This is a genomic window from Saprospiraceae bacterium (genome assembly GCA_016713025.1).
In the GTDB taxonomy this organism is placed as follows: domain Bacteria; phylum Bacteroidota; class Bacteroidia; order Chitinophagales; family Saprospiraceae; genus OLB9.
Genome location: JADJPZ010000004.1, coordinates 3,385,432 through 3,408,155 on the forward strand (window position 1 = coordinate 3,385,432; position 22,724 = coordinate 3,408,155).

General features: G+C 36.8%; 18 protein-coding genes. 4 read left to right on the top strand and 14 right to left on the bottom strand.

The window, feature by feature from the left end:
- Positions 1-528: 528 nt before the first annotated feature.
- Positions 529-4,197: a phosphoribosylformylglycinamidine synthase gene (gene purL, locus IPK35_20725; GenBank protein ID MBK8055625.1), complete on the top strand. Its 3,669-nt coding sequence runs from the start codon at positions 529-531 to the stop codon at positions 4,195-4,197.
- Positions 4,198-4,475: 278 nt separating this feature from the next.
- On the opposite strand, the gene IPK35_20730 is transcribed toward purL, so the two are convergent.
- From IPK35_20730 to IPK35_20760, 7 genes are all read right to left on the bottom strand, one after another.
- The gene (locus IPK35_20730; GenBank protein ID MBK8055626.1) at positions 4,476-4,904 is read right to left on the bottom strand and encodes a hypothetical protein; all 429 of its coding nucleotides are present in this window, start codon (positions 4,902-4,904) and stop codon (positions 4,476-4,478) included.
- A gap of 154 nt (positions 4,905-5,058) precedes the next feature.
- Positions 5,059-5,277, bottom strand: coding sequence for a hypothetical protein (locus IPK35_20735; GenBank protein MBK8055627.1), 219 nt, complete (start codon positions 5,275-5,277; stop codon positions 5,059-5,061).
- A gap of 171 nt (positions 5,278-5,448) precedes the next feature.
- Positions 5,449-6,060, bottom strand: coding sequence for a winged helix-turn-helix transcriptional regulator (locus IPK35_20740; GenBank protein MBK8055628.1), 612 nt, complete (start codon positions 6,058-6,060; stop codon positions 5,449-5,451).
- On the bottom strand, positions 6,061-6,324 hold the full coding sequence (locus IPK35_20745) for a DUF2024 family protein (GenBank protein ID MBK8055629.1): 264 nt from the start codon (positions 6,322-6,324) through the stop codon (positions 6,061-6,063).
- A gap of 142 nt (positions 6,325-6,466) precedes the next feature.
- Positions 6,467-6,700 carry a thioredoxin family protein gene (locus IPK35_20750; GenBank protein ID MBK8055630.1) on the bottom strand — a complete coding sequence of 78 codons (234 nt, stop codon included), beginning with the start codon at positions 6,698-6,700 and terminating at the stop codon, positions 6,467-6,469.
- Positions 6,701-7,093: 393 nt separating this feature from the next.
- Positions 7,094-7,483, bottom strand: coding sequence for a glycine cleavage system protein GcvH (gene gcvH, locus IPK35_20755; protein MBK8055631.1), 390 nt, complete (start codon positions 7,481-7,483; stop codon positions 7,094-7,096).
- A 56-nt stretch (positions 7,484-7,539) separates the two neighbouring features.
- Complete coding sequence (locus IPK35_20760; protein ID MBK8055632.1) at positions 7,540-8,847, bottom strand: citrate (Si)-synthase, eukaryotic; 1,308 nt, start codon at positions 8,845-8,847, stop codon at positions 7,540-7,542.
- Between the two features lie 505 nt (positions 8,848-9,352).
- Here IPK35_20760 and IPK35_20765 point away from each other — a divergent pair.
- Entirely contained in the window at positions 9,353-10,465 is a 1,113-nt protein-coding gene (locus IPK35_20765) for a flippase-like domain-containing protein (GenBank protein ID MBK8055633.1), read from the top strand.
- 299 nt (positions 10,466-10,764) lie between these two features.
- Here IPK35_20765 and IPK35_20770 read toward each other — a convergent pair whose 3' ends face one another.
- The 4 genes from IPK35_20770 to IPK35_20785 form a co-directional block, all read right to left on the bottom strand.
- Entirely contained in the window at positions 10,765-11,478 is a 714-nt protein-coding gene (locus IPK35_20770; protein MBK8055634.1) for an endonuclease/exonuclease/phosphatase family protein, read from the bottom strand.
- 65 nt (positions 11,479-11,543) lie between these two features.
- A complete protein-coding gene (locus IPK35_20775; protein ID MBK8055635.1) occupies positions 11,544-14,081 on the bottom strand; it encodes a serine hydrolase in 2,538 nt (845 codons plus the stop codon).
- A gap of 103 nt (positions 14,082-14,184) precedes the next feature.
- Positions 14,185-15,216: an AraC family transcriptional regulator gene (locus IPK35_20780; protein ID MBK8055636.1), complete on the bottom strand. Its 1,032-nt coding sequence runs from the start codon at positions 15,214-15,216 to the stop codon at positions 14,185-14,187.
- An 89-nt stretch (positions 15,217-15,305) separates the two neighbouring features.
- A complete protein-coding gene (locus tag IPK35_20785) occupies positions 15,306-17,342 on the bottom strand; it encodes a hypothetical protein (protein MBK8055637.1) in 2,037 nt (678 codons plus the stop codon).
- Positions 17,343-17,773: 431 nt separating this feature from the next.
- Between IPK35_20785 and IPK35_20790 the strand changes: the two genes are divergently transcribed.
- On the top strand, positions 17,774-17,926 hold the full coding sequence (locus IPK35_20790; GenBank protein MBK8055638.1) for a hypothetical protein: 153 nt from the start codon (positions 17,774-17,776) through the stop codon (positions 17,924-17,926).
- On the opposite strand, the gene IPK35_20795 is transcribed toward IPK35_20790, so the two are convergent.
- Together IPK35_20795 and IPK35_20800 are read right to left on the bottom strand one after the other, a co-directional pair.
- Positions 17,921-18,475, bottom strand: coding sequence for a hypothetical protein (locus tag IPK35_20795; protein MBK8055639.1), 555 nt, complete (start codon positions 18,473-18,475; stop codon positions 17,921-17,923). The genes IPK35_20790 and IPK35_20795 overlap by 6 nt on opposite strands.
- Before the next feature lie 186 nt (positions 18,476-18,661).
- Complete coding sequence (locus tag IPK35_20800; GenBank protein ID MBK8055640.1) at positions 18,662-19,549, bottom strand: hypothetical protein; 888 nt, start codon at positions 19,547-19,549, stop codon at positions 18,662-18,664.
- A gap of 425 nt (positions 19,550-19,974) precedes the next feature.
- On the opposite strand from IPK35_20800, the gene IPK35_20805 reads away from it, so the two are divergent.
- A complete protein-coding gene (locus tag IPK35_20805; GenBank protein MBK8055641.1) occupies positions 19,975-21,654 on the top strand; it encodes an FAD-dependent oxidoreductase in 1,680 nt (559 codons plus the stop codon).
- Between the two features lie 341 nt (positions 21,655-21,995).
- On the opposite strand, the gene IPK35_20810 is transcribed toward IPK35_20805, so the two are convergent.
- Positions 21,996-22,724 carry a carbon-nitrogen hydrolase family protein gene (locus IPK35_20810; protein MBK8055642.1) on the bottom strand — a complete coding sequence of 243 codons (729 nt, stop codon included), beginning with the start codon at positions 22,722-22,724 and terminating at the stop codon, positions 21,996-21,998.

Sequence of the window (22,724 nt, forward strand, 5' to 3'; positions counted from 1 at the left end):
CTCACCCCTACTCTCCCTACCTTGCATTCAGAAAGGCCTGCATCGCCGTAGTGTTGTGAAGGCAGGCTAATAATGGATAGAGTGTGTGTATTCTTTAAATTATATTACAATGTCGTTTAGGTTAGGAATTTTTCTTTGTTTTGCCCTATCTAAATCTTTCCCTTACAAGTGAAAGACTTCATAAAGATAGCTTTATTAAACGAAATTGATTTATATTAGTCCAAATACTAATGTCAATGTGAGAATTCTATCCATCTTAATGACAGAACCATTATCTAATAATTTAGCTGTTAAAAAATTTATTCGGGATTTTTATACAAATCAATTTTTAGTCAAAAGAAATTAGATTGCCAAAAATTTTAATTTTAATTCATTGGAAATGTGTCAATTAAAATTCCTAATTTTTGAAAACAAATTTACTTTAAGTATATTTTGAGTTAAATTTATAAAAAAATCTTTTGATGCCCTTTTCTCGAATGATTTGAGGACATTTGCGCGATCATAGAAGACAAAATCAATCAGTAGTATATGATCACTTTTTTTTGTGGAACTGATGACCACATATATGCTGTAAAAACAGAGCATGACATCACAGTAGAAAATCAGGAAAAATTAAGTTGGTTATTCGGTGATGCGACGTTGTCTCCATTTGAGACTTTAAATGCATCATATATCGGACCTCGGGCATCTATGGTCACCCCATGGAGTACCAATGCCGTAGAAATCACTCAAAACATGGGTATCTCTGGCATCATTCGCATAGAACAATTTGATGTTGAACAAAAAAACCATCATTTTGACCCTATGCTCTTTCAGAGATATACTTCCTTGCATCAGGAGATTTTTGATCTGCACATACAGCCGGAGGCTATTTTAGAAATAGACGATATCACAGCATACAATATAAAAGAAGGATTGTCACTCAGTGAAGAAGAAGTATCTTATCTCAATGAATTGTCGGTCAGATTATGCAGAAAACTAACGGATTCAGAAGTTTTTGGGTTTTCGCAGGTCAATTCAGAACATTGTCGGCACAAGATATTTAATGGAAAATACATTATCGATGGTGATGAGAAAGCGGAGAGCCTTTTTGCGATGATCAAAAAAACATCACAGGTAAATCCTAATGATATCGTCTCTGCATATAAAGACAATGTTGCATTTATTAAAGGACCTGAAGTGGTACAATTTGCACCTGAAAGAGGAGATATACCTTCATCGTATGTACGCAAGACTTTTCATTCAGTACTATCTCTGAAAGCTGAAACCCACAATTTCCCGACAACGGTGGAGCCATTTAATGGCGCAGCTACAGGATCTGGTGGCGAAATCAGAGACAGACTGGCAGGCGGTCAGGGATCATTGCCTCTGGCAGGTACTGCTGTGTACATGACGGCATATTCTCGACTTGAAAAAACGCGCCTCTGGGAACAAAAAATGTCTGAAAGACCATGGTTATATCAAACTCCTATGGATATCCTCATCAAAGCTTCTAATGGAGCTTCGGACTTCGGAAATAAGTTTGGTCAACCATTGATTGCGGGTTCACTTTTGACATTTGAACATGAAGAAGATGCCAGGATTGTGGGTTTTGACAAAGTCATCATGATGGCTGGTGGAATCGGATATGGCAAAGAATCTCAGGCTCAAAAACATATACCAGTAGATGGTGACAGAGTAGTTATCATGGGTGGGGACAATTACCGCATCGGCATGGGTGGTGCCGCGGTATCATCAGCTGATACAGGTGCTTTTGGTTCAGGTATTGAGCTTAATGCTGTGCAAAGATCTAATCCCGAAATGCAAAAACGAGTTGCCAACGCTATACGGGTCTTGGTAGAAAGTGACGAAAACCCGATCATTTCTATTCATGACCATGGTGCAGGTGGTCATCTCAACTGTCTGTCAGAACTCGTCGAAGCTACTGGCGGAAATATCAATCTCGATGCTTTGCCGGTAGGCGACCCTACTCTTTCCTACAAGGAAATCATAGGCAATGAGTCTCAGGAACGGATGGGACTAGTCATCAGCAAAAAAGATCTCCCATTATTGTCAAAAATTGCTCAGAGAGAGCGTGCTCCTATGTACGATGTAGGTGAGATCACGGGAGATCACCGATTTACCATAGGATCACCGTCCAAACGAGTAAATCCTATGCATCTGGCTTTGGCTGATATGTTTGGATCAAGTCCAAAAATGATCATTAAAGACCAAAGTAGAAAACCTGATTATAATGATATTGACTATGAAATAAAACATTTTGAAGACTACCTGGGTGATGTGCTCCAACTCGAAGCTGTAGCCTGCAAAGACTGGCTTACCAATAAGGTGGACAGATGTGTGGGCGGCCGTGTGGCCAAACAGCAATGTACCGGTCCTCTTCAACTACCGCTAAATAATTGTGGCGTTATGGCTCTTGATTACGAAAATAATCAGGGTCTGGCAACGTCTATTGGTCATGCTCCGATAAGTGCATTGATCGATGCAGAAGCAGGAAGCAGAAATAGTATAGGAGAAGCACTGACCAATATCGTCTGGGCACCATTGGAGAATGGAATAAAAAGTATCAGCCTTTCGGCCAACTGGATGTGGGCATGTAAAAACCCAGGCGAAGATGCAAGATTGTATGCAGCTGTTAAGGCTTGTTCCGACTTTGCCATTTCTTTGGGTATCAATATTCCAACGGGCAAAGACTCCTTGTCCATGAAACAAAAATACAAAGATAAGGAAGTCATTGCCCCCGGCACGGTGATCATCAGTGCAGCAGGACATGCCAATGATATCATGAAAATAGTAGAACCCACTGTCAAAACATCTGAAGGGACTCTATATTATATCAATATGTCATTTGCTGATCATGAGCTGGGCGGATCGTCATTTGGACAAATACGCAACAAAATCGGTATAAAAACACCTGACATTGCTGATAGTAAAAGATTTGTTCTTGCTTTTCAAACCATACAGGCATTGATCAAAGATGGTAAAATTGCTGCAGGGCACGATATCGGTAGCGGCGGATTGATTACCACATTACTTGAAATGTGTTTCTCTGATCCGGCGGCAGGATTGGATATTGATTTGTCTGGTGTTGGTAACAAGGATTCGATCAGATTGCTATTTGCTGAAAATGTAGGATTGGTCTTTCAGGCTACACATGGAGCAGAAACTGATATAGAGCGTTTATTTCAAATTAATGCCATCAAGTGTATCAAAATTGGCCATCCAAATCAAAGTAGCACCGTTACAATTAAAAATAATGGTGACCACTTTGATCTCGATATCCCGAAATTCAGAGATATTTGGTATAAAACATCCTATTTGTTGGACATTAAGCAGTCAGGCCACAAAAAGGCCACTGAAAGATATTCTAACTATAAAAATCAGCCATTAACATACAAATTCCCTTCCCATTTTGACGGCAAAAGACCAGAAATACCTCAACACAGAATCAAGGCAGCCATCATAAGAGAAAAAGGAAGTAACTCGGAACGCGAACTGGCCAATGCTATGTATCTGGCAGGATTTGATGTGAGAGATGTACATATGACAGATCTGATAACGGGCCGAGAGACACTGGAAGATATACGTTTCATAGGTGCTGTAGGTGGATTTTCCAACTCTGATGTTTTGGGTTCAGCCAAAGGATGGGCTGGGGCTTTCAAATACAATGAAAAGGCAAAATTAGTGCTGGACAAATTTTTCAACAGAAGGGATACACTATCGGTTGGAATATGTAATGGCTGTCAGTTACTGATTGAATTGGGTATGATACATCAAAATCATGACAAAAAGCCCAAAATGCACTTCAATGATTCTCATAAACATGAAAGCATATTTACCTCTGTACAAATCCAGGATAATGATTCTGTCATGTTGAGTACACTTTCGGGAACTACCTTAGGTGTATGGGTGTCGCATGGAGAGGGTAAGTTTTTGCTACCTGAAGAAGAAAAAATGTATCACATTGTGGCCAAGTACGGATACTCTGACTATCCTGCCAATCCTAATGGCTCGGACTATAACACCGCGATGCTGTGCAGCGATGATGGCCGTCATCTTGTCATGATGCCGCACATAGAGCGATCTATATTTCAGTGGAACTGGGCGTATTATCCGGAAGGAAGAAAGCACGAAGTCTCCCCGTGGCTGGAAGCTTTTGTAAATGCAAGAAAATGGTTAGAAAATAATTTCGGGTAACCAAGTCTTAGAGTTTGTTTAAACTTTTATCATTGGGTTCCAAGCGGTAAATTTAATTTTATCCAGCGTTATACCCAACAGAAAATAATTTTCAAAATTTAAAAATCACAATTATTTGAAAATTATAAACTTGTGATTTAAATTTTTCGCACAATATTTTCTGTTCACTATATATTTTTCGCCTTACCTCGCCAAGCTATGCTTGAACTTTCGGAACGTTTTTGTCCCGATCAAGACATTTTTTTATCAAACGTTTGTTTGGAATTTTTTCACCCAGCTTATAGAGACGTTAATCTTTTAAAGTACGCATCAACATAGTCGATTTGCCACTGATTTTTAAAGTCAAACCACTTTTGTCTGTATACTCCGGAGTTGTCAATGAAAAACTTAAATTCTCTGAAAGGCTTTCTCTTTCTCAATGCTTCCAATAAACTGTTTTGTAGTTTTTCATTATCATCCAACCCTTCAGTAAATTCGAGCATCATATCAAAAGCATCGCTGGTATCCCATTTGTCTATCTCGTGGTATTCAGTAAAGTTATTGTCCAAGAGTTCTGTTTCTTCTTCCCATGCATCCATATCAATATCTGGTAAATCGTTTGTATCAGGAATGAAAATTAATTCCAACGAGGTCTTATGAATAAATGCCCGAAAACCACAATCAAGCTGCTCTGAAATTTCTTTTAATATGTCTGGTGTTAAATTCATTTTTATCTGCAAATTTAAATGCAAATTTAAAAAATGAGTTCAAATATAAGAGTATGTTTAAATTTTTATGTTTGAGCGAAAGTGAGGAAATTTAATTTTTGACAAGATGACTGAATGGTCTCGTTTATGACGAGAATTGAGTAAAATACTTTACTCAATTCTCAATAAATCGTTGTCCAAAGTCTCTGACTTTTGGACTTTTATCAATCGGTCTCATGACCGGAGTAAATTGTCCACAACCGGTCAAAGACCGTATGATAGGTTCCGTCAAAGTCAGGTAAGACTTTGACAAACGAAGTTGATGTTGCAGACCTGCCTGTTCACAAGGCAGGCCTGCCTTGCCGACAGGCAGGAGAAAAATAAAATTTGCCACTTGGAGCCAAATGATAAAAGTTTAAACATACTCTAAATCAAATTTTTAGAGTGCTTAAAATATGTTTTTATAAATGTGCTTGTTGATTTGCTGATTTGCATTACAGTTCCTCCTGCTAGCAGAGGTAAAACATAGGTCAAAATAGAGTAAATGGACATCACCAAAAAAATGTTAAGTCATCTGTTTATGTTCCGGACAGTCAATACGTAATTCATTGTCTTCAAGTTTACTATTCAGAAGTTCGCAAAAGTGTTGTTGTCCATTATTTTTTGGGTTGTAAAAATGGCATGTAAAACACATTCTTTGAATGGTGATAATACCTGATTTGTTCAGGTGATAAATAATATCCAACAAACTTAAAAGCAAATTTTCCTTGTCATTGGAATTTAATTTGTCGATGGGAACCAGTATTTGTTTTGCAAACAGGGAAGTCTGATCTGCAATTTTCAGACCTTTTTCTGTTAAATGTATAATATAACTTCTGGTGTCGTCCGGATTAAATTCTTTATAGATCAGATGTTTCTGTTCAAGTATTTTAATTGTCTCGCTTATTGTAGCTTTTGTCATATTAAATTCGTCTGCCAGATAACTTACTCTTCTTTTTTCATCAGAATGATGTAATAGAAAAATCAGTACTTGCACCTGGATGGGACTTAATGAAAATTCCTTGCTCTCATTCCATAGCAATACCCTAAACGCTTGTGAAACTCTTTCCAGAGATGCCACTATTTTGCTTTCAATACTTGAATTTTGATGCTCTATATCAAATGCAGATTTTTTCATTCAGTTACAATTTTCCATTTCGATGATAAAGTAACCTTGTTTTTTTATATCTGCTTCCCAGTCTGGTCGCATTTTTTCAACGTGGCAAAACCTACATTCCTTTGATGATAACGGTTGTCCTTCCTGGCCTTTTGTTTTTAAATATGCTTTACCATAATTATAAATTACCTCTTTATCCTTTATCTCTACGGGTGCAAGTATGTCAAAATGCATTACTATCCCGTCTTTTTTTGTTACATATGTGTCCCAAACAGCTACTTTCATTTTATTTGTTGTTTTATTTTGAGATTGACTGCAGCCTGACATACAGACTAAAAGAAAAACTATATTAAATATCAGTTTCATTTTTTTTAAATTTAAATGCTCCACAAAGGTAGTTAACCTAACTTTATGGAGCAAATTATTTTTAACCTTTTACATCAGCCATTGAAGCTCCAAAATTGATATGTAAAACATTTCCGTTTGGAGTTACTAAAGCCGGGACAGATTTTACACCGGCTTTTTCTGCTTCGTCTATACGTGATTTGTCGTTGCCAAAGTGAATGACTTCAACTTTGTCTGCTCCTAATAGGTTTATGATGTCGTGTTCTGCACTTATGCATACAGGACAACCTGCGTGATAGAATACTGATTTACTCATGTTTTAGTATTTAATTTGTATTGACAATATTGTTGGCACAAATATAGTTAGGATAACTAACATAATGAAATAATTGGATATTTTTTCGATATCCAGATAAATAATTAAAGCTACTTTGTTAAATTATAAATCAACATATGCTAAATATCCATAAAGGTTTAATTCGTTACATACAAATATTCAACCCATTCAGGGTTGAGCATTGCTCTTGATGGTGCTAAGGGTTGCACCCACAGTAAATCATATTGAGTCCTTTCAGCGTATCGGAACGACCATGCCTCTTAAATTCTACCTTAATGGTTGGTATTTAGCCCATGTTTAATATAATAGTTGACCCGATCTTAGCGTAAATGCTAAGTTGACAAAGTAGAAGTAGTTATAACCCTAAAAATCTTAACTTATTGCTTCACTGTATTGAGCTGCATTCATAAGGTGATCTATTTCTGACTCATCTGATATCTTAATTTTCACAATCCATCCTTCACCGTATGGGTCTGAATTGATGAGGCCGGGATTGTCTCCTTCATTTTCATCAAGTTCTTTATTGAACTCAAGGATCACACCAGATATTGGCATAAAAAGATCTGATGTGGTCTTTACAGCTTCTACCGTACCAAATATCTCATCTTTTGAAATGGTATCTCCTACAGTATCTACTTCGACATATACAATTTCACCAAGTTCGCTTTGAGCAAAATCAGTAACCCCAATATATGCTTCATTACCTTCTATTCGCAACCATTCATGTTCCTTGGTATATTTCAGATTTTCAGGAATATTCATTTCTAATATTAATTTTGTTTATGTTTTATAAAAATTTCAAACTATCTGATGAGCTGTTAATTCATGCCAAGAAATTTCTTAAGCCAGTCAGTAGTGACTGATTTTGGTCGTTCCAGAGGTAATCCAAGTGCTCTGTCCCAGCATAAGCCAGCGCAGACACCCAGTGCCCGGGATACTCCGAATAGCACAGTATAATAATTGTATTCTGTAAAACCGTAGTGAACCAAAAGCGCCCCTGAATGTGCATCAACATTCGGCCACGGGTTTTTAACTTTGCCCAATGCTCCCAATACCTCCGGTACAATTTCGAAAAGATCCCAGACAATTTGTACTATCGGATCATTTTTGATATTTTCTTCAGCAAAACGTTTTTGCGCCACAAATCTGGGGTCAGGCTGCCTGAGCACTGCATGTCCATATCCTGGTACCACTTTGCCTTCAGCCAGTGTATCATTGATATATTTTCTGATTTGGTCCTTGGTGGGCGAATTGGTACCCAATTCCTCTATCATCTCAAAGATCCATTTGATCACTTCCTGATTGGCCAATCCGTGGAGAGGACCAGCAAGGGCGTTCATAGCTCCGCTGAATGAATAATACACATCGCTCAGTGTCGAACCTACGAGATGCATAGTATGCGCAGAGGCATTGCCTCCTTCGTGGTCTGCATGGATAGTGAGGTATAATCTCATCAGAGCATAAAAATCTCTGTTGTCATATCCCAGCATTTTAGCATAGTTGCCGCCCCAATCCATGTCCGGGTCAGGTGCTATGTGGTTGCTATTATGAAAAGTACGTCTATATATATATGCTGCAATTCTGGGAAGGCGCGCAATCATATTCATGGAATCTTCATACATAGGGTCCCAATAGTCATTTTTGCTCATGCCTTCTTCGTATTTCTGAGCGAAGATACTGTCAGCTTGCATAGCCAGTACCGCGATGCTAAACTGTGTCATAGGATGTGTATCCGGCGGTAAGGCTTCCAGAGTGTCAAAAACATGCTGTGCTACATGGCTCCTTTGACTCCATTCTGCTGAAAGCCACCTAACATCTTCAGTAGTGGGTATCTCCCCTACCATCATCAGCCAAAAAAGTCCTTCAGGTAGTGGTTCTTTGCCATTCGGTACTCTGGGCAGCAGTTCCCTTAACTGAGGAATATTATATCCTCTGAATCGAATACCTTCTTCAGGATCAAGTGAAGATGTATCCCAAATCATACTTTTGACGCTTCTCATGCCTCCGATCATCTGGTCAACAGTCACTTCGTCAAGTTTCTTTTCGCCATGATCTTTTAGTAAAGTCTTGATTTCAGCTTTTAAGGCTGTAGATTTTTGATAAAATTTTTCTTTTAGCGGGTCCATTTATAGGGGATTATAAGTAAAAACTTTAAATAATAATTCATTAATAGCTCTTATAACAAAAAACTATCGAACAGGATTAAAAAACGTCGCTAAATTATAAATAAAAAGATAATCATGAAAATTAAATGATGAAAATCACAAATATTTAATCATAAAGCCGGTAAATCCTATATTACATTTGGTGGATTAAGAGTATATTTAAAATTTCATCATTTGGCTCCAAGAGGCAAATTTAATTTTATCCAGCGTTATATTTTTCGCCGTACCGCGTCAAGCTCCGCTTGAACTTCCGGATATATTCAGTATTCGCTGCGATCCGTTGTTCGCAGTTCCTTCATTATTGAGTAAAGTATTTTACTCAATTCTCGTCATAGACGAGACCATTCAGTCATCTTGTCCAAAATTATATTTTCTCACTTTCGCTTAAACATAAAAATTCAAACATACTCTAAACTATATGGAATGATTATTGTAATATTCATGTCAATAAAAATAATTTATCTTTTTGAACCCGAAAGAAATTCCCCATCAACCACAAACCCATCATCATGATGATAAAAGTGCTTTAAAATATCTTAAGATATCTAAAGTAATATTACCATCTGTCATAGGATTGGGCGTAGTGTTGTGGTTGATGAGCAGACAGTTGGATATCAACGAGTTGACTAAACTCAATAACAGCGGACATACTATCTTTTGGGTATTGATGGCTATGGTGATGTATTTTTTGAGACATCTTTTTTACTCATGGAGGTTGAGGGTCATTACAGATTATGCATTTTCCTGGTGGAAATCCATGCAGTTGATCGTCATATGGGAATTTAGCACCGCAGTATCACCTACGAGTGTGGGCGGGTCAGCTGTCGCCTTTTTTCTTTTGGCCAAAGAGAAACTACCCGGAGCCAAGACCATCACTGCCGTATTGTACAGTATGGTGATAGATACCATATTTCTGGTGATGGCTTTGATATTTTTATACATCGCTGTAGGACCGGTAATGATCCGGCCCGGAATGGAAAAATTTTCGGATATCGACGGATTCGGTATTACTTTCCTGACAGTATTGGCTTTTATGTTTACTTACGGGTCTATATTTTTTTATGGTTTGTTTATCAATCCTCGTGCGATAAAGAGACTGCTCTTGTTGGTCAGCAGGTTTCCGCTTTTGAAGAGATTCAGAGAAGAACTTCGTAACACCGCATATGATGTAGTGACTTCTGCCGTCAAAATCAAAGAGAAGCCATTGTCCTTTCACATAAAAGCATTTACTGCTACTGCCGGAGCCTGGACAGTAAGATTTATAGCTATCAATTGCCTTATTCTGGCGTTTGTCTCCGGAATATCTCCAGAGATATATGACCATTTTATTATTTTTTCGAGAGGAATGGCCATGCACACGATCGAAGCTTTTAGCCCTACTCCGGGAGCCTCAGGTGTCGCCGAATATCTTTTTGGTGGCTTTTTCAGCGACTATATCCCCAAAGGTATATCATCACTCATAGCTTTGGTCTGGAGACTGATAGGGTACTACAGCTACCTGATAGCAGGTGCGATCATCATCCCGATATGGTTCAGACAAGTCAGCTTAAAAAACCGGGTAAAAAAAGGTTTAGACTAATAGGTGGTTTGGGGGATTTAATCAATCAATAAACATTGACTTGGATGAGAAAACTTTTGCGAAAGATACCACTTTTCGGTGCTTTTCGCAAAATATTTCTGAATATAATTTTTGAAGCAATCCGTTTTTAATACGATTTATGTTTGTATTCTGACCTTCCTATTGGAAAGTAAATTGGTTTTGACTTTGAATTTTTGCCTTGTCATCCTTTCCCTATCCACGAATCATTCGTTCGAAATCAATATTAGGGTATATTCTGTTGGGGCAAGATGTTCGAATATGGGTTCTTTCTTCCTTTATCAAAGGTCAAAGTATATGATCAGTGGTGTGTGATCGCTGTGTGTGATCCAGTTTTCATATGTACCGATTTCCATACTTTTTACCTTGTCATAAAGGTCTGCTGACGCAAAACAATAGTCAAGGTGATAAGGTTTGTCCATGTTGCGGTACAAGAAAAAGGTAGGATGATTTTCTTTGCCTTGTTCCTGATTCAAACGTTTGTGATAAACACTGTAAATACTCTTTTCTGCTAACCTGTCAACCACTGCTGAATGATTTCCAACTCTGCGTGGTTTGTCCCATATTTTGTTGCTGTTGAAGTCTCCCGTTAAGATTGTCCTTCCATCGTTCAGTAGTTGGTCATAATGATTAACCGCTTTCCAAACCTGTTCAATATACTGTCCGGCAGGGTCGGTACGGTTGTTAGCCCAGATTGCAAAAAGCGTGAAATCAAGTTTTCCGTTTGTAACGGAAATAGGAATTACAATTTTGATATCTGCGTTGTGCTGCTTGAGCAGTTGAAATCTGTAGTTGCTGTATGAAAAAATTCCGAGTCCTTTATGTTTGTTATCACCAAACCAAAGCATGTCATTTGGTTTTTCAGTTGTAGGGTTGAAAATTAATTTGTCCGGATGTTCACATTCCTGAACAACCAAAATGTCTGGTCGTTGCTGCAAAATTGTTTCTGCCTTTTTTCTAAATGCTCCCTGACAATTCCAGGTTATTAATTTCATTTTTTGTATTTCGGTTAGATTGTTGAAGGTACTTAAATGTCCTTGTGGATACTCTTTAAATAAAACTAATTGCGATTTAGCTTGATTTCTTCAATCATCTTTTTTGCATTGTCATTTTTTGGGTCAAGTTCTAATGATTTTTTATAGTACTTCAACGCAAAGTCTATCTGTTTGTTTTTATAAAAGGCTTCACCAAGGCTGTCGTATGCATTGCTTGATTGAGGAAATTCTTCAGTATTCAATTTAAGTATTTTTATTGCTGAAATCATATCTCCATTTGAAAGATAGTGGTAACCAATAGCGTTTAAACTACTTTCTAAGCCCATAAAATTATATGCAGTTCTTGTTGCTTTTATTGTATTTTCAAAATACTGTAATCCTTCGTCTACAGATTTTAATTTTATGACTTTCATCAGGTCAATGGATGCCAAAGGTTTTGGAAGTTCTGCTTTTACATCATATAAAACTGAAAGGATATCATTGGCTATAGCCACCAATTCTCCACCTCGCATTCCTGCTCTTGTGTTGTCAAGCAAAATTATAAAAATGCTGTCTTCCGGTATTCTTGCCATATAACTTGAATAACCTGTAAGTCCACCATCGTGGCTTATAAATGTGATATCTCTATTTGTGCCTAAATAATTTTTCATATTGTTTACCGCAACACCATAACCATAGTTGGGTAAATATTTTGTGCACATTAGTTTTTTGTTTTCTGCACTTAACAATTTGTCCGTATAAAAGGACTTATCCCACAAAAACAAATCTTCCACTGTGCTGTATATTGCTCCCGTTGAAAAAGCATACACTTTTGGATTTACACTTTGCGCTACAATATACTCTCCCATATAGAAGTAGTGTCCATTTGCTAAATTACCAATGACTTGACCGGGATATTCGACTCCTGAATTTTTCATACCTAAAACATCAAATACATTTTCTTGTAATACAGTTTCATATGATTTTTTGGAAACCGCTTCTATAATCATCCCTAAAATATAGTAGCCTGTATTGCAATAGCTAATATTATTTCCGGGTTCAAAAAGCAAACTGTCTTTAAAATATTTTAGTGCAAATTCTTTTGGATTCAACTCTTCTTGTTCCATTATTGGGGTTGTACCATCTGTGTAGTTGGGCAAACCCGAAGTCATACTCAGCAAATGATGAATGGTTATTTTATTGCCAGTATTCTTATAATACCACGGCAAATGCTTACTGATTTTGTCTTCTAAATTTAATTTACCTTCTTGTTTTAATTGAAGAATCAGTAAAGCGGTAAACTGTTTTGTTAAGGAACCTATTCTAAATTTTGTGTTTGGTGTGTTATTAATGTTCCATGAAAAATTAGCTTTACCAAAACTATTTTTAAATATTTCTTTCCCATTTTTCGCAATTAAAACACTTCCATTAAATAAGTCGTACTGATGATACTTTGAAAGTATATCATTCAGCTTTTTTGCTTTCTCTGTAGTTGAATTATCAAGTGTGTGTGTCAGTTTTGGAATTTCATGAAATGTATATGATTTATGCACAATTTTCCAACTACCTTCATATTTTAGTAGCAATAAATAATCTATAAATGTCCTCCAACCGGGAACAATAATTTCCACTTTGGCAATGGCTGCATCTTTCTCAAAGTCCACAGAAATAATTCGCCCGATTCTGTTTGATTTTTCACCCACTTTAAAATTGGCAATATATTGCTCTCCTGATCGAATCCACAGCGTATCTTTAGCCACAGTATACAAATTAAAGTCTGGATGAAATGCTTTTCTTAGCCTTTGGGGCTCTCCATTAGCCGATCCCTCGATGTAATCCATCAAAGTTTCTTTGATTAGATCTAAGTCACTTTTCTCTTTTGTATCACTTAGCTTGCCTGCATGGAGCTGTTTGATGATTTCATTGGCTACGGATGCAGCAGCTGATGGATCTTGCCCTGTGACGAATCTTCCATCCACAACATAGAAATTTTCTTTCTCGGAGAATACGAAATGTCCTTTATTATCATGGATGGCCTTATCCATAATAAAAGGAAATGTTTTGTAATAGGCTTCATTTCTATCTTCTTGTGAGTCGGGGTAGCCTGTTATTTTTCTTCCTTCATAAAGAGACTTCCCAAAGTCATCCTTAAGGAACGCAATGCCGGCTGTTCCGTGACATAGAGTTGATACAACACCATTTTTATTGTAAATATTCCTTGCAATGCTTTGGATAGTAGTGTCCTCTGCCACACCAAACATAGCCGCTCCTCCTCCACTATAGTAAATCGCAGCATAGTCGGAAGCATTGATTTCAGATGGCTTCCTGGTATTTGCCAACTTATTCATAAACATACCATCATACAAGTACTTCTTATGTGTAGGATTTGAAGTACTGATATAGCCAATCGGTATCGCACCACCTTTTGGACTAATAAAATCAACCTCAATGCCAGCATTAGTAAGAATATCATAAGGTATGACAATCTCGCCAAAATGGTTGGATGTATTGATTTTGGTATTCCCGTAAAAGTGTTGATTGGATGTTACAAAAAGGATGCGGTTTTGGGCATGTATGTTTGTAAACAATAAAAAAAATCCAAGGGATAAAAACAGTTTGCTCATTTCTCAAAAATTTATTGATCTGGAATGAGCACAAATGTCGGTCAAACTTACTCTCAGGAGGATGTAATCTATAATTTAGTAGTTCGGATCTATAAAATAGTACTCATTTTGAGCTAGACTTTTGATATTCTGCAGGAGTAAGGCCTGTTATTTTCTTAAAAGCAGTGTAGAAGCTTGATTTGGAATTAAATCCTATTTCATAGCCAATGCCTTCAATGGTGAGATTACTCTCGGCCATCAGTAATTTTTTCGCTTTCTCAATTCGGTATTCTTTGATGAGATCTGAAAAGGATTTTCCCAATGTCTCGTTGACATATTGGGATAATAAATGTCTGCTTATTTTGAGTTCTTTAGCAGCTTCTTCCAGGGTAAAGTTCGAATTTAGAAACAGTTCTTTCTCCACCATCATTGACAATTTCTGCTTTATCAGTGATTTTGTATCTTCATCAATAACTTTGTTTTTATACTTTTCTTTTTCTTCAAAGATATCCGAATGCCTGATGTATCTGAATACAATCAGTAATAATATCAAATAAAGGATAAAAGTGAAAGATAATGCACCTACTATATAGGATGTATACGAACCGATAGTATAAGCCAACCAGATAAACAAAATACCAAAGTAAATACTGAGGAGCCACACCTCAATGTTTTTTAATGTTTCCTTTTCTTTTATTTTTTGAAAGATTGGTTTTATAAACTTCAGTGATACAATGATATATGCTAACCATTGCAGATAGATACCAAACACTATCCATCCACTCCATATGGTTCTGTTATCCACATATGGATATAAAGCTCCCAGGATTGTGATGCCCAAAATGTATGGAAGTACATGCGGCTTCCAATTTATTTTTGCATATTCTGTGGTCGACTTTAGGTATAAATAAAGAAACGGCCCAATAAGAATACATCCTGAAAGTCCAATCTGAATGAATATATTAGCTAAATTCGGATTGAAATAAAAAAACACTGACTTAATGATACGAATGCTTAACACAAGCATCAACAAGGCTAAGTAGTAGTTTGAAGAACTTTTTTTACCAGCTATTAAAGCAAAATATGCCGAAAGGATGATGCCGTTAAAGCCTCCTAAAGCGCTAAAGAAAAATAGAAGTTGATTGTCAGAATTCAAAGTATTATTTTTTTGCTAATCTAAGTGAATGATTTAAGGAATTTTTTGAAGATTATGAATTTACTATTTGTTTGCGGAGCGGAGTAGACTCATAATTTAATATTCATTGCTTCAAACCTTGCAGCAGCATTTAAAAAATGAGCAGTTATCCAAAATACAGTCCATCCTTCAGAATAACCTCCGCGAAGCTTAAATACATTGCTCATATCACCATGCTGGGCAAAATTGGTATGCAGTAATTGCTCGCCCTGAGATCCCGTCGGATCAATAATCTGGCCACAACTTAAAAACATGGTTTTAGCCAATTTCTTTAAGGAGTCGTCTTTCAAATAGATCCCCAACTGATATACTGATGGTGATATCACTACCCCATATACGTCCAAATGCTGGTTCTGAACTGAAACTCCCGTCCATCCTCTTGTTTTGAAATAATGATCAGCCATCCTTCCTGCTACGAGGGGAATATCCCAAACTACGGTATAGCTTAATGTGACATCACAGGCATGCTTAGCATATTTCAAATATTTAGGGTCTTTAGTAAGTTCGTATACAGCTAAAAAGCCCTGAAATGCTCCCCAAGCCCCTTCTTTATCTTCACAAGTCGCATCCAGGGTTCCACCCCAGTATGGTTCGTCCATTGATAGATGCCGTTTTGCGTAGTAATCAGTGGCTTTTATAGCCGCTTTTTTGTAATGCTCATTTTTTAATAACTGAGCAGCTAAGATCAATGGCGAAATAAAAAATGCTTCGGCAGTATTTCTTGGGTTCCATGATTTGTCCAAAATTCTATTTGAAAAAACATCAGCCGATTTTTTAAGAAACGCTTCCCATTTTTTGGTATTTAAGCCTTTATTTTTTCTTCCTTCCTTTATAGCCATTGCAATATTGTTCATCGCCTGCCCTTGAGAAACAGGGTCACTTCCATGCCATTTGTCAGTAGTAATATCGTAAATAACGCAAAAACCATCCTCATTTATCGGAGAAGTACATATATGATCAAGAGAGCGCTGTATTTTATCCCTTATATTTTTGTCATTGATGCCTCTGTATAACACCTGATAAGCATACGCAGGGATCTCGCATTGTCCTGCCCAACCCAAAACTATTTGCGGCTTGACAAACGAAGGAAACATGTTATATCCTGCATAATTAGCGCCTTCGACCCATCGTGAATCGCAAAAACGAATTTTCAATTTCATTATATCGTTATATTGAGGCATGTCATCGGTATAAAATGGTTTAAAGAGACCCAAAGATGTATACATTGGTTTCTGAAAACCAGAACCTTTTTCGGAAACAGAATATGCTTCCAGATAGAATGTTTTCTCAATAACCGTTTTCGGGGTTACTTTCATATAGGTATCACCATAAGGTAAGCCGGAACCCTGCAAAGCCTTTACCATGCTGTGCTGACCATTGTATGTAGCAGGCCCGGAAAGCATTTCCAATTCGGTATGTTGTTTTGTTGTTTTTAAACCTAATGCCCACCACTGGTCAGTAAGGTTTCCGTTATAAACAGGGCTTGGTACAGTATGTAAAGCGGCACCGAAATACTTGCCATTATCTCCCCATTCAACAGATGAAAAGGGCATGGGGTAACGATGCTCTTCAAACGATGCTTCCTCCCCCGCTTGTTGGTGATAGTGGGCTACCCGCTCCGCTCCATTTTTATACCCTGATGGATTCCCGTAGTATAGTATACCGGGCAAAAAAGGTTTTGCATCAGAGGATGACACCTTCCAACGTACAGAAAGGGTGATTTTTTCAAGTGTCTTATCCCCCTCCCACGTAAAACGGCGTATACATTTGATTTTATTGCCTTCTTTTCTATAGTAATCTTTTAGTATCCAATCTCCCTCGGGCATACTGATTTTTCCGGTAACTTCTTTCCATTCGCCAATATCTTTCACTTCTGTAATCCGTGCATGTAGCCATTTTGCTGGCCAGTTATTTTCCCATGAAGTTGCTATAGACCACAACCCTTCATCCGGTGAGGTAAGTAAAACCTTATTGTTATTTTGTACAGAAACAGAGTAATTGTCTCCGGTTTTTAATATGATCACATCCTGAGCGAATGTTGATGTCGCGATTACTGCGAAAAAAATAACCTGTAAAAAACTTTTCATTTTTATTTATTAATTCATTAGCACATGAAATAGTCATATTGTAGTCACTCCTAAGTGACTATGCTCTTGGTTCGTCATTTTACAATTAGCAGTAATGGCAATCTGTCAATTATAAACTAATTTCTTCACCAAAAGTAGATAAAAACGATTGATTTATGGCTGCCCTAAGCCACTTTTATTTGAGAGAGATTCTTTCAAACGGCGTAGAGAAAGTTAGTGCGTGGTTGATTTTTGACTAAATGCACCTTGATGCAGGTATATCAACTATGCATTTATACCTAAATATCTAAAATGATTCCGTTATGAAGACCAAAAATACAACCTGCCTGCTTCGGAGCAGGCGGGTAAAATCAGCACTTTTGACGACAAATCATACTGTGTGCAGCTATGCTGTAGTGGTGACTACAGCATAGCTGCACACAGTATGGAGCATGACTGAACGGTGCGACAGCAAAATTGAGTGGGAGCTCAATTTAGTGAAGGAACCGTCAGCACACCTGACGGCATGGTCATGTTGTTTCATAGGTCAGAATGCAGTATTTGGAGGTCGTAATAGATTATCATTTTGGATTTTTAGGTTATAGTTTAATTTCATCTTTTATTTGCTTTAAGACCATGTTTGTTACGTTCTTTATTGCTTGATTATACAAACGCATAGCCCCTTTCTCCGTTCCGTTTATTGTCGGCTTTTCAAAATACATGGAGGCATAAGATTTATATGTATAATTTCGACTTGGTATCTCAAGGAAAAGTTCTCCTTTGAATTTTGCAAATTCTTTTACAGATTTCCAGTCCGAATAAAGTTCGCATACACCTTCTATTATTCTAAATTCCATGTATACCGGTATTCCATCTATTTTTTCTGATCTACGTATGATAGCCTCAATATCTTCTTTATTTTGTTCACTTAGCTTGGGATTTCCTTTCCATTCCCGTGTTTTTACAGCTATCAAAGGTACGTCCCAATTCATCGGTTGTAGATTTTCCCTGGTATCTGAGATTTGTAGTTTCTCTATCTTAAAAGGTAGCTCTACAATATCCTTCGACATATCATTCAGAGCAAATTGACGAGTAGGAATACAGCCTGAGAATAACAAGCATATGAAAACTAATGTAAAAAATCTTAACATCATATTTTATAATATTTATCCCAATGTCGTATAGATAAGAAATTTTTCTTTGTTTTTACCCTATCTAAATCTTTCCCTAACAAGGGAAAGACTTCATAAAGATGTCGACATTGATATTTATCCTGATAAATTTGTGCCAGCAAAAGAAAGTTCATATATAGTATCAAAGAAATAATTCTTTTGAATTTCTCAATATCTTTTTCCAAACGGAACACTTATGCTCAACCAAGGTAAAACAAGTAATCTATCTTGTTCTGAAAAAATCGGTAAAAAACCGCCAAAATCAATGGCTAACCGTTTACCCATATATCGGGCACCACCACTGATCAAAGCTCCGAAAGAGTCAATTGTTAAAAAGTAGTTTTCTGTGACTAATGCCCAATTTTTACTGGTTCTGATTAATCCACTTGCATTAATCACCGGATATTCACTAAATCCTCCTTCACCGGTATAACCTAGCCCAACTCCAAGTGTAAATTGTTTATCACGAGTTCCAAAAGTATTCGAACCATACAATAGACCAAAACCACCAATATCATCTCCTAATGAAGTGACAAATAAAGTTCCGGCACCAAATGCTCCTTTACCATTTTTATATGGAATATTGACCTTCGGCGTAACCCATAAGGGTATCGTTCCTCCAACACCAAACAAAAATGTAGGTATCACACCCATGCCCATGGAAAAATTATCAGTAATTCCGTATGAGAGTTGATTAAAAAGAACCCAAGCATTTTGATAATATCCTTCTCCTTTGCGCAATCCATAACCACTGGGACTAAAAAAATAGCGACTCGAATGTGGATTTGAAGGCCAATACTCACCATCTTTCAGATTTGTTTTTTCCATATGTTTAATTACGACTATATCATTTTGTAATATTTTTATATTACCAATGGAAGTTTGGACATCGTACATTTCGCCTTGCTTAAAACCTACAACTTTACCTATGTATACATTTCCGTCTTTCATTTCAAAAATATAAGTGCTGTCTTGTTGTATTTGAATTTGTGCAGCTATTGAAATTCCTAAGGACATAAGGAATACTAATAAAAAAAATTGGATAAATGGTTTCATAGTATGAATTTTTTAGTGTCAAATTTTACGACTCCGTTGAGTAATTTAATTTTTTAAAATTTGTATAAAGATATGGTATTTTAGTGTAAATAATGCAAGTTTTGACTAAAAATTTCAGTTTGTTTTGGAACATTTTTACAATAATCTTATCAAAACAACTAAAAGTCCGACATATATTCCAAAATGTCAAAAATCCAACTTTTACTACATTTAATATTCGGGCAGAAACGACAATATGAAACACTTACAAAACCAAAATAACAGGGGGTAAGAAGATGTATAATGCAAAAAACTAATTCCATATTTTGTTTAGCATAACAGTCATTATCTTTTTATTAAAGAGTGCAGTTTATTAAACACACTGGTAAAATTGCCACCTCATGAATTTTGATAAAAAAGCATAGTTTTGCAAAAAATTCAATAATATGAGGCATTGTGTAAGAATTTTACAATTAGTCTTTTTTGTTATACATCTTATTCCCGGATTAGCTCAAGTTTCTCAAAACTATGATATCGTCATTTATGGTGGCAATTCTTCCGGGGTAGCCGCCGCCATACAAGCCTCCAGGATGGGCAAAAAGGTAGTTTTACTCGAACCCACGAATCGAATCGGTGGATTAACCACAGGTGGGTTAGGCCAGACAGATATCGGCAACAAACAAGCCATAGGAGGTATTTCAAGGGAATTTTATCAGAATGTGAAAAAATATTATCAAAATCCGGGTAATTGGAAGTTTCAGAAGAAAGAAAACTATAAGGATGGCGGCCAAACCACTTCAGATATTAATGAAGATGCAATGTGGACATTTGAACCTTCTGCCGCATTGAAAATTCTTAAAGAGATGCTTGCAAAGGAGCTCAAAATTACTTTAGAATATGGTCAACGATTAGATCGTGTAAATGGTGTGAAGAAATTTAAGGGAAAAATTGTTTCTGTCAAAATGGAGAGTGGCAATGTATATAAAGGTAAAATGTACATTGATGCCAGCTATGAAGGTGATTTGATGGCCTCTGCGGGAGTACGATACTCGATAGGTAGAGAATCAAATGATGAATATCAGGAGAGTTTAAATGGTGTACAAAATAATGATACCAGTTTGACACTCAAGAAAAGAAAGTCCAATAATGGGGTATATCATAATTTTAAAAATGGTGTGGACCCCTACGTAGTAAAAGGGAAGCCTGAAAGTGGGTTGCTCCCTTTCATTGAAGTTACCCATCCTCCATCTGATGGGACAGGTGATAAAAAGATTCAGGCCTATTGTTTCAGAATGTGCTTAACCGATTTTGAAGATAACCGAATCCCTTTTGAGATGCCATCCTCGTACAACGAATTGGATTATGAGCTTTTGTTTAGAAATTATGAAGCAGGGGAAACTGCTGTGCCCTGGATTAATTCTAGTATGCCCAATCGAAAAACCGACACTAATAATAGCAGAGGTTTTTCAACTGATTTTATTGGTCAAAATTATGAATATCCGGAAGCGGACTATAATACTCGTAAACTCATAGTTGAAAAACATCTGAACTATCAAAAAGGATTGATGTGGTCTTTGGCCTATCATCCCAGAATACCTGCATTCATAAGAGAGCAAGTCTCAAAATGGGGTTTGTGTAAAGATGAATTTGAAGAAGGTAATGGCTGGCCTTCTCAATTGTATGTAAGAGAAGCCCGCAGAATGAAAAGTGATTATGTAATGACACAGTCCAACTGTGAAGGATTAATTACCGCTTCAGACCCTGTAGGAATGGCTGCTTATGGTATGGATTCTCACAATACACAAAGGTTTGTTACAAAGGATGGTTTTGTAAGAAATGAAGGAAATGTAGAAGCACACGGTTCGGGACCTTATCCTATAAGCTATCAATCCATAATTCCAAAAAAGGAAGAATGTAGTAATTTATTGGTTCCTGTGTGTTTAAGTTCAACGCACATTGCATTTGGTTCTATTCGTATGGAGCCAGTGTTTATGGTTTTAGGTCAGTCTGCCGCAGTAGCAGCTTCTTTATCCATAGACAAAAAAGTTGCTGTTCAAAATTTACCTTACAAAAGTCTACATGAGGCTCTGCGAAAATACAAACAAGTTTTAGGAAACAAAGAATAAAATCAAAAAAGCCTGATTAACGTGGATTCGGGATAAGAGAATTGAAGCAAATGTGGGTTAAGCTCAAGTCGATAGGAGAAAAATTAGGGTAGTGGTTTAATATATTATATAATTTTATTAAAAGAAGGACCGTTACCTCTGATATCTTTGTAAAATGACTTAAATAATTGATAATAAGGGGCGTAGCCCTGACATCTTTTATGATGCTGAAATTGTTTTAAGATTACAGAGCTAACGCCCCTGATTATATGTTTTGGGACTCTGATTACAAAGATTACAGGGCTACGCCCCTATTATTCAAAGAAGTACCATAACATACCTTAACCCAAATTCACGTTAATTTATATTGTTCTTTGATCTACTTCTTCTGTCTCTGTATCAAAAATTAAAATCCCTTGAGTTTTGTCGTCAAGTTGCCCAACTAATTTACCATCTTTGGTCCAAACAGCACTTTGACCAACACTTAAAAAGTTATCGCAAAAACCTACACAGTTAGCCATTAATACGGGCAATGTGTATTGTTTTGCTATTTTAGGAAAATGGTCAAATGCTCTTTCAATGCCATTACTTGGTTTTGTTACAGTGGCTAAGTAAACGTTGGCGCCTAGTTGATAAGCCACTTCAATATGTATAGTTTGTAAACTTTCATAACAAATAGCTGGAGCGATATTCGAACATTTTGACTTGATAATTAATTGTTCCGCACCTTGATCAAAGAAGGGAAACTCGTCTGAATGAAGCTGCTGTTTTGAATAAGTTTGCCTTGGTTTATTTGGTTCAAAAATGATCATGCTTATGCGAATTTGCGTATCAGATAGACTAGGCAATCCAAGTCCTATAATTATATGATTGTGATCACTTATTTGCTGAAAGATGTCTAAACGATTATCATTTTGAGTGGTCGCTAATTTTTTGGCAAGCGCTGGTTCATAACCTGTTAATGAAAGTTCTGGAAAAAATATTGCCTTTGCATTGTGCGTCAAAGCAAGTTCAATAAATCTTCTGTGTGCTTCAATATTGGACGATATATTTCCTTTTACAGGTCGTGTTTGTGCGATGCAAATTTTCAT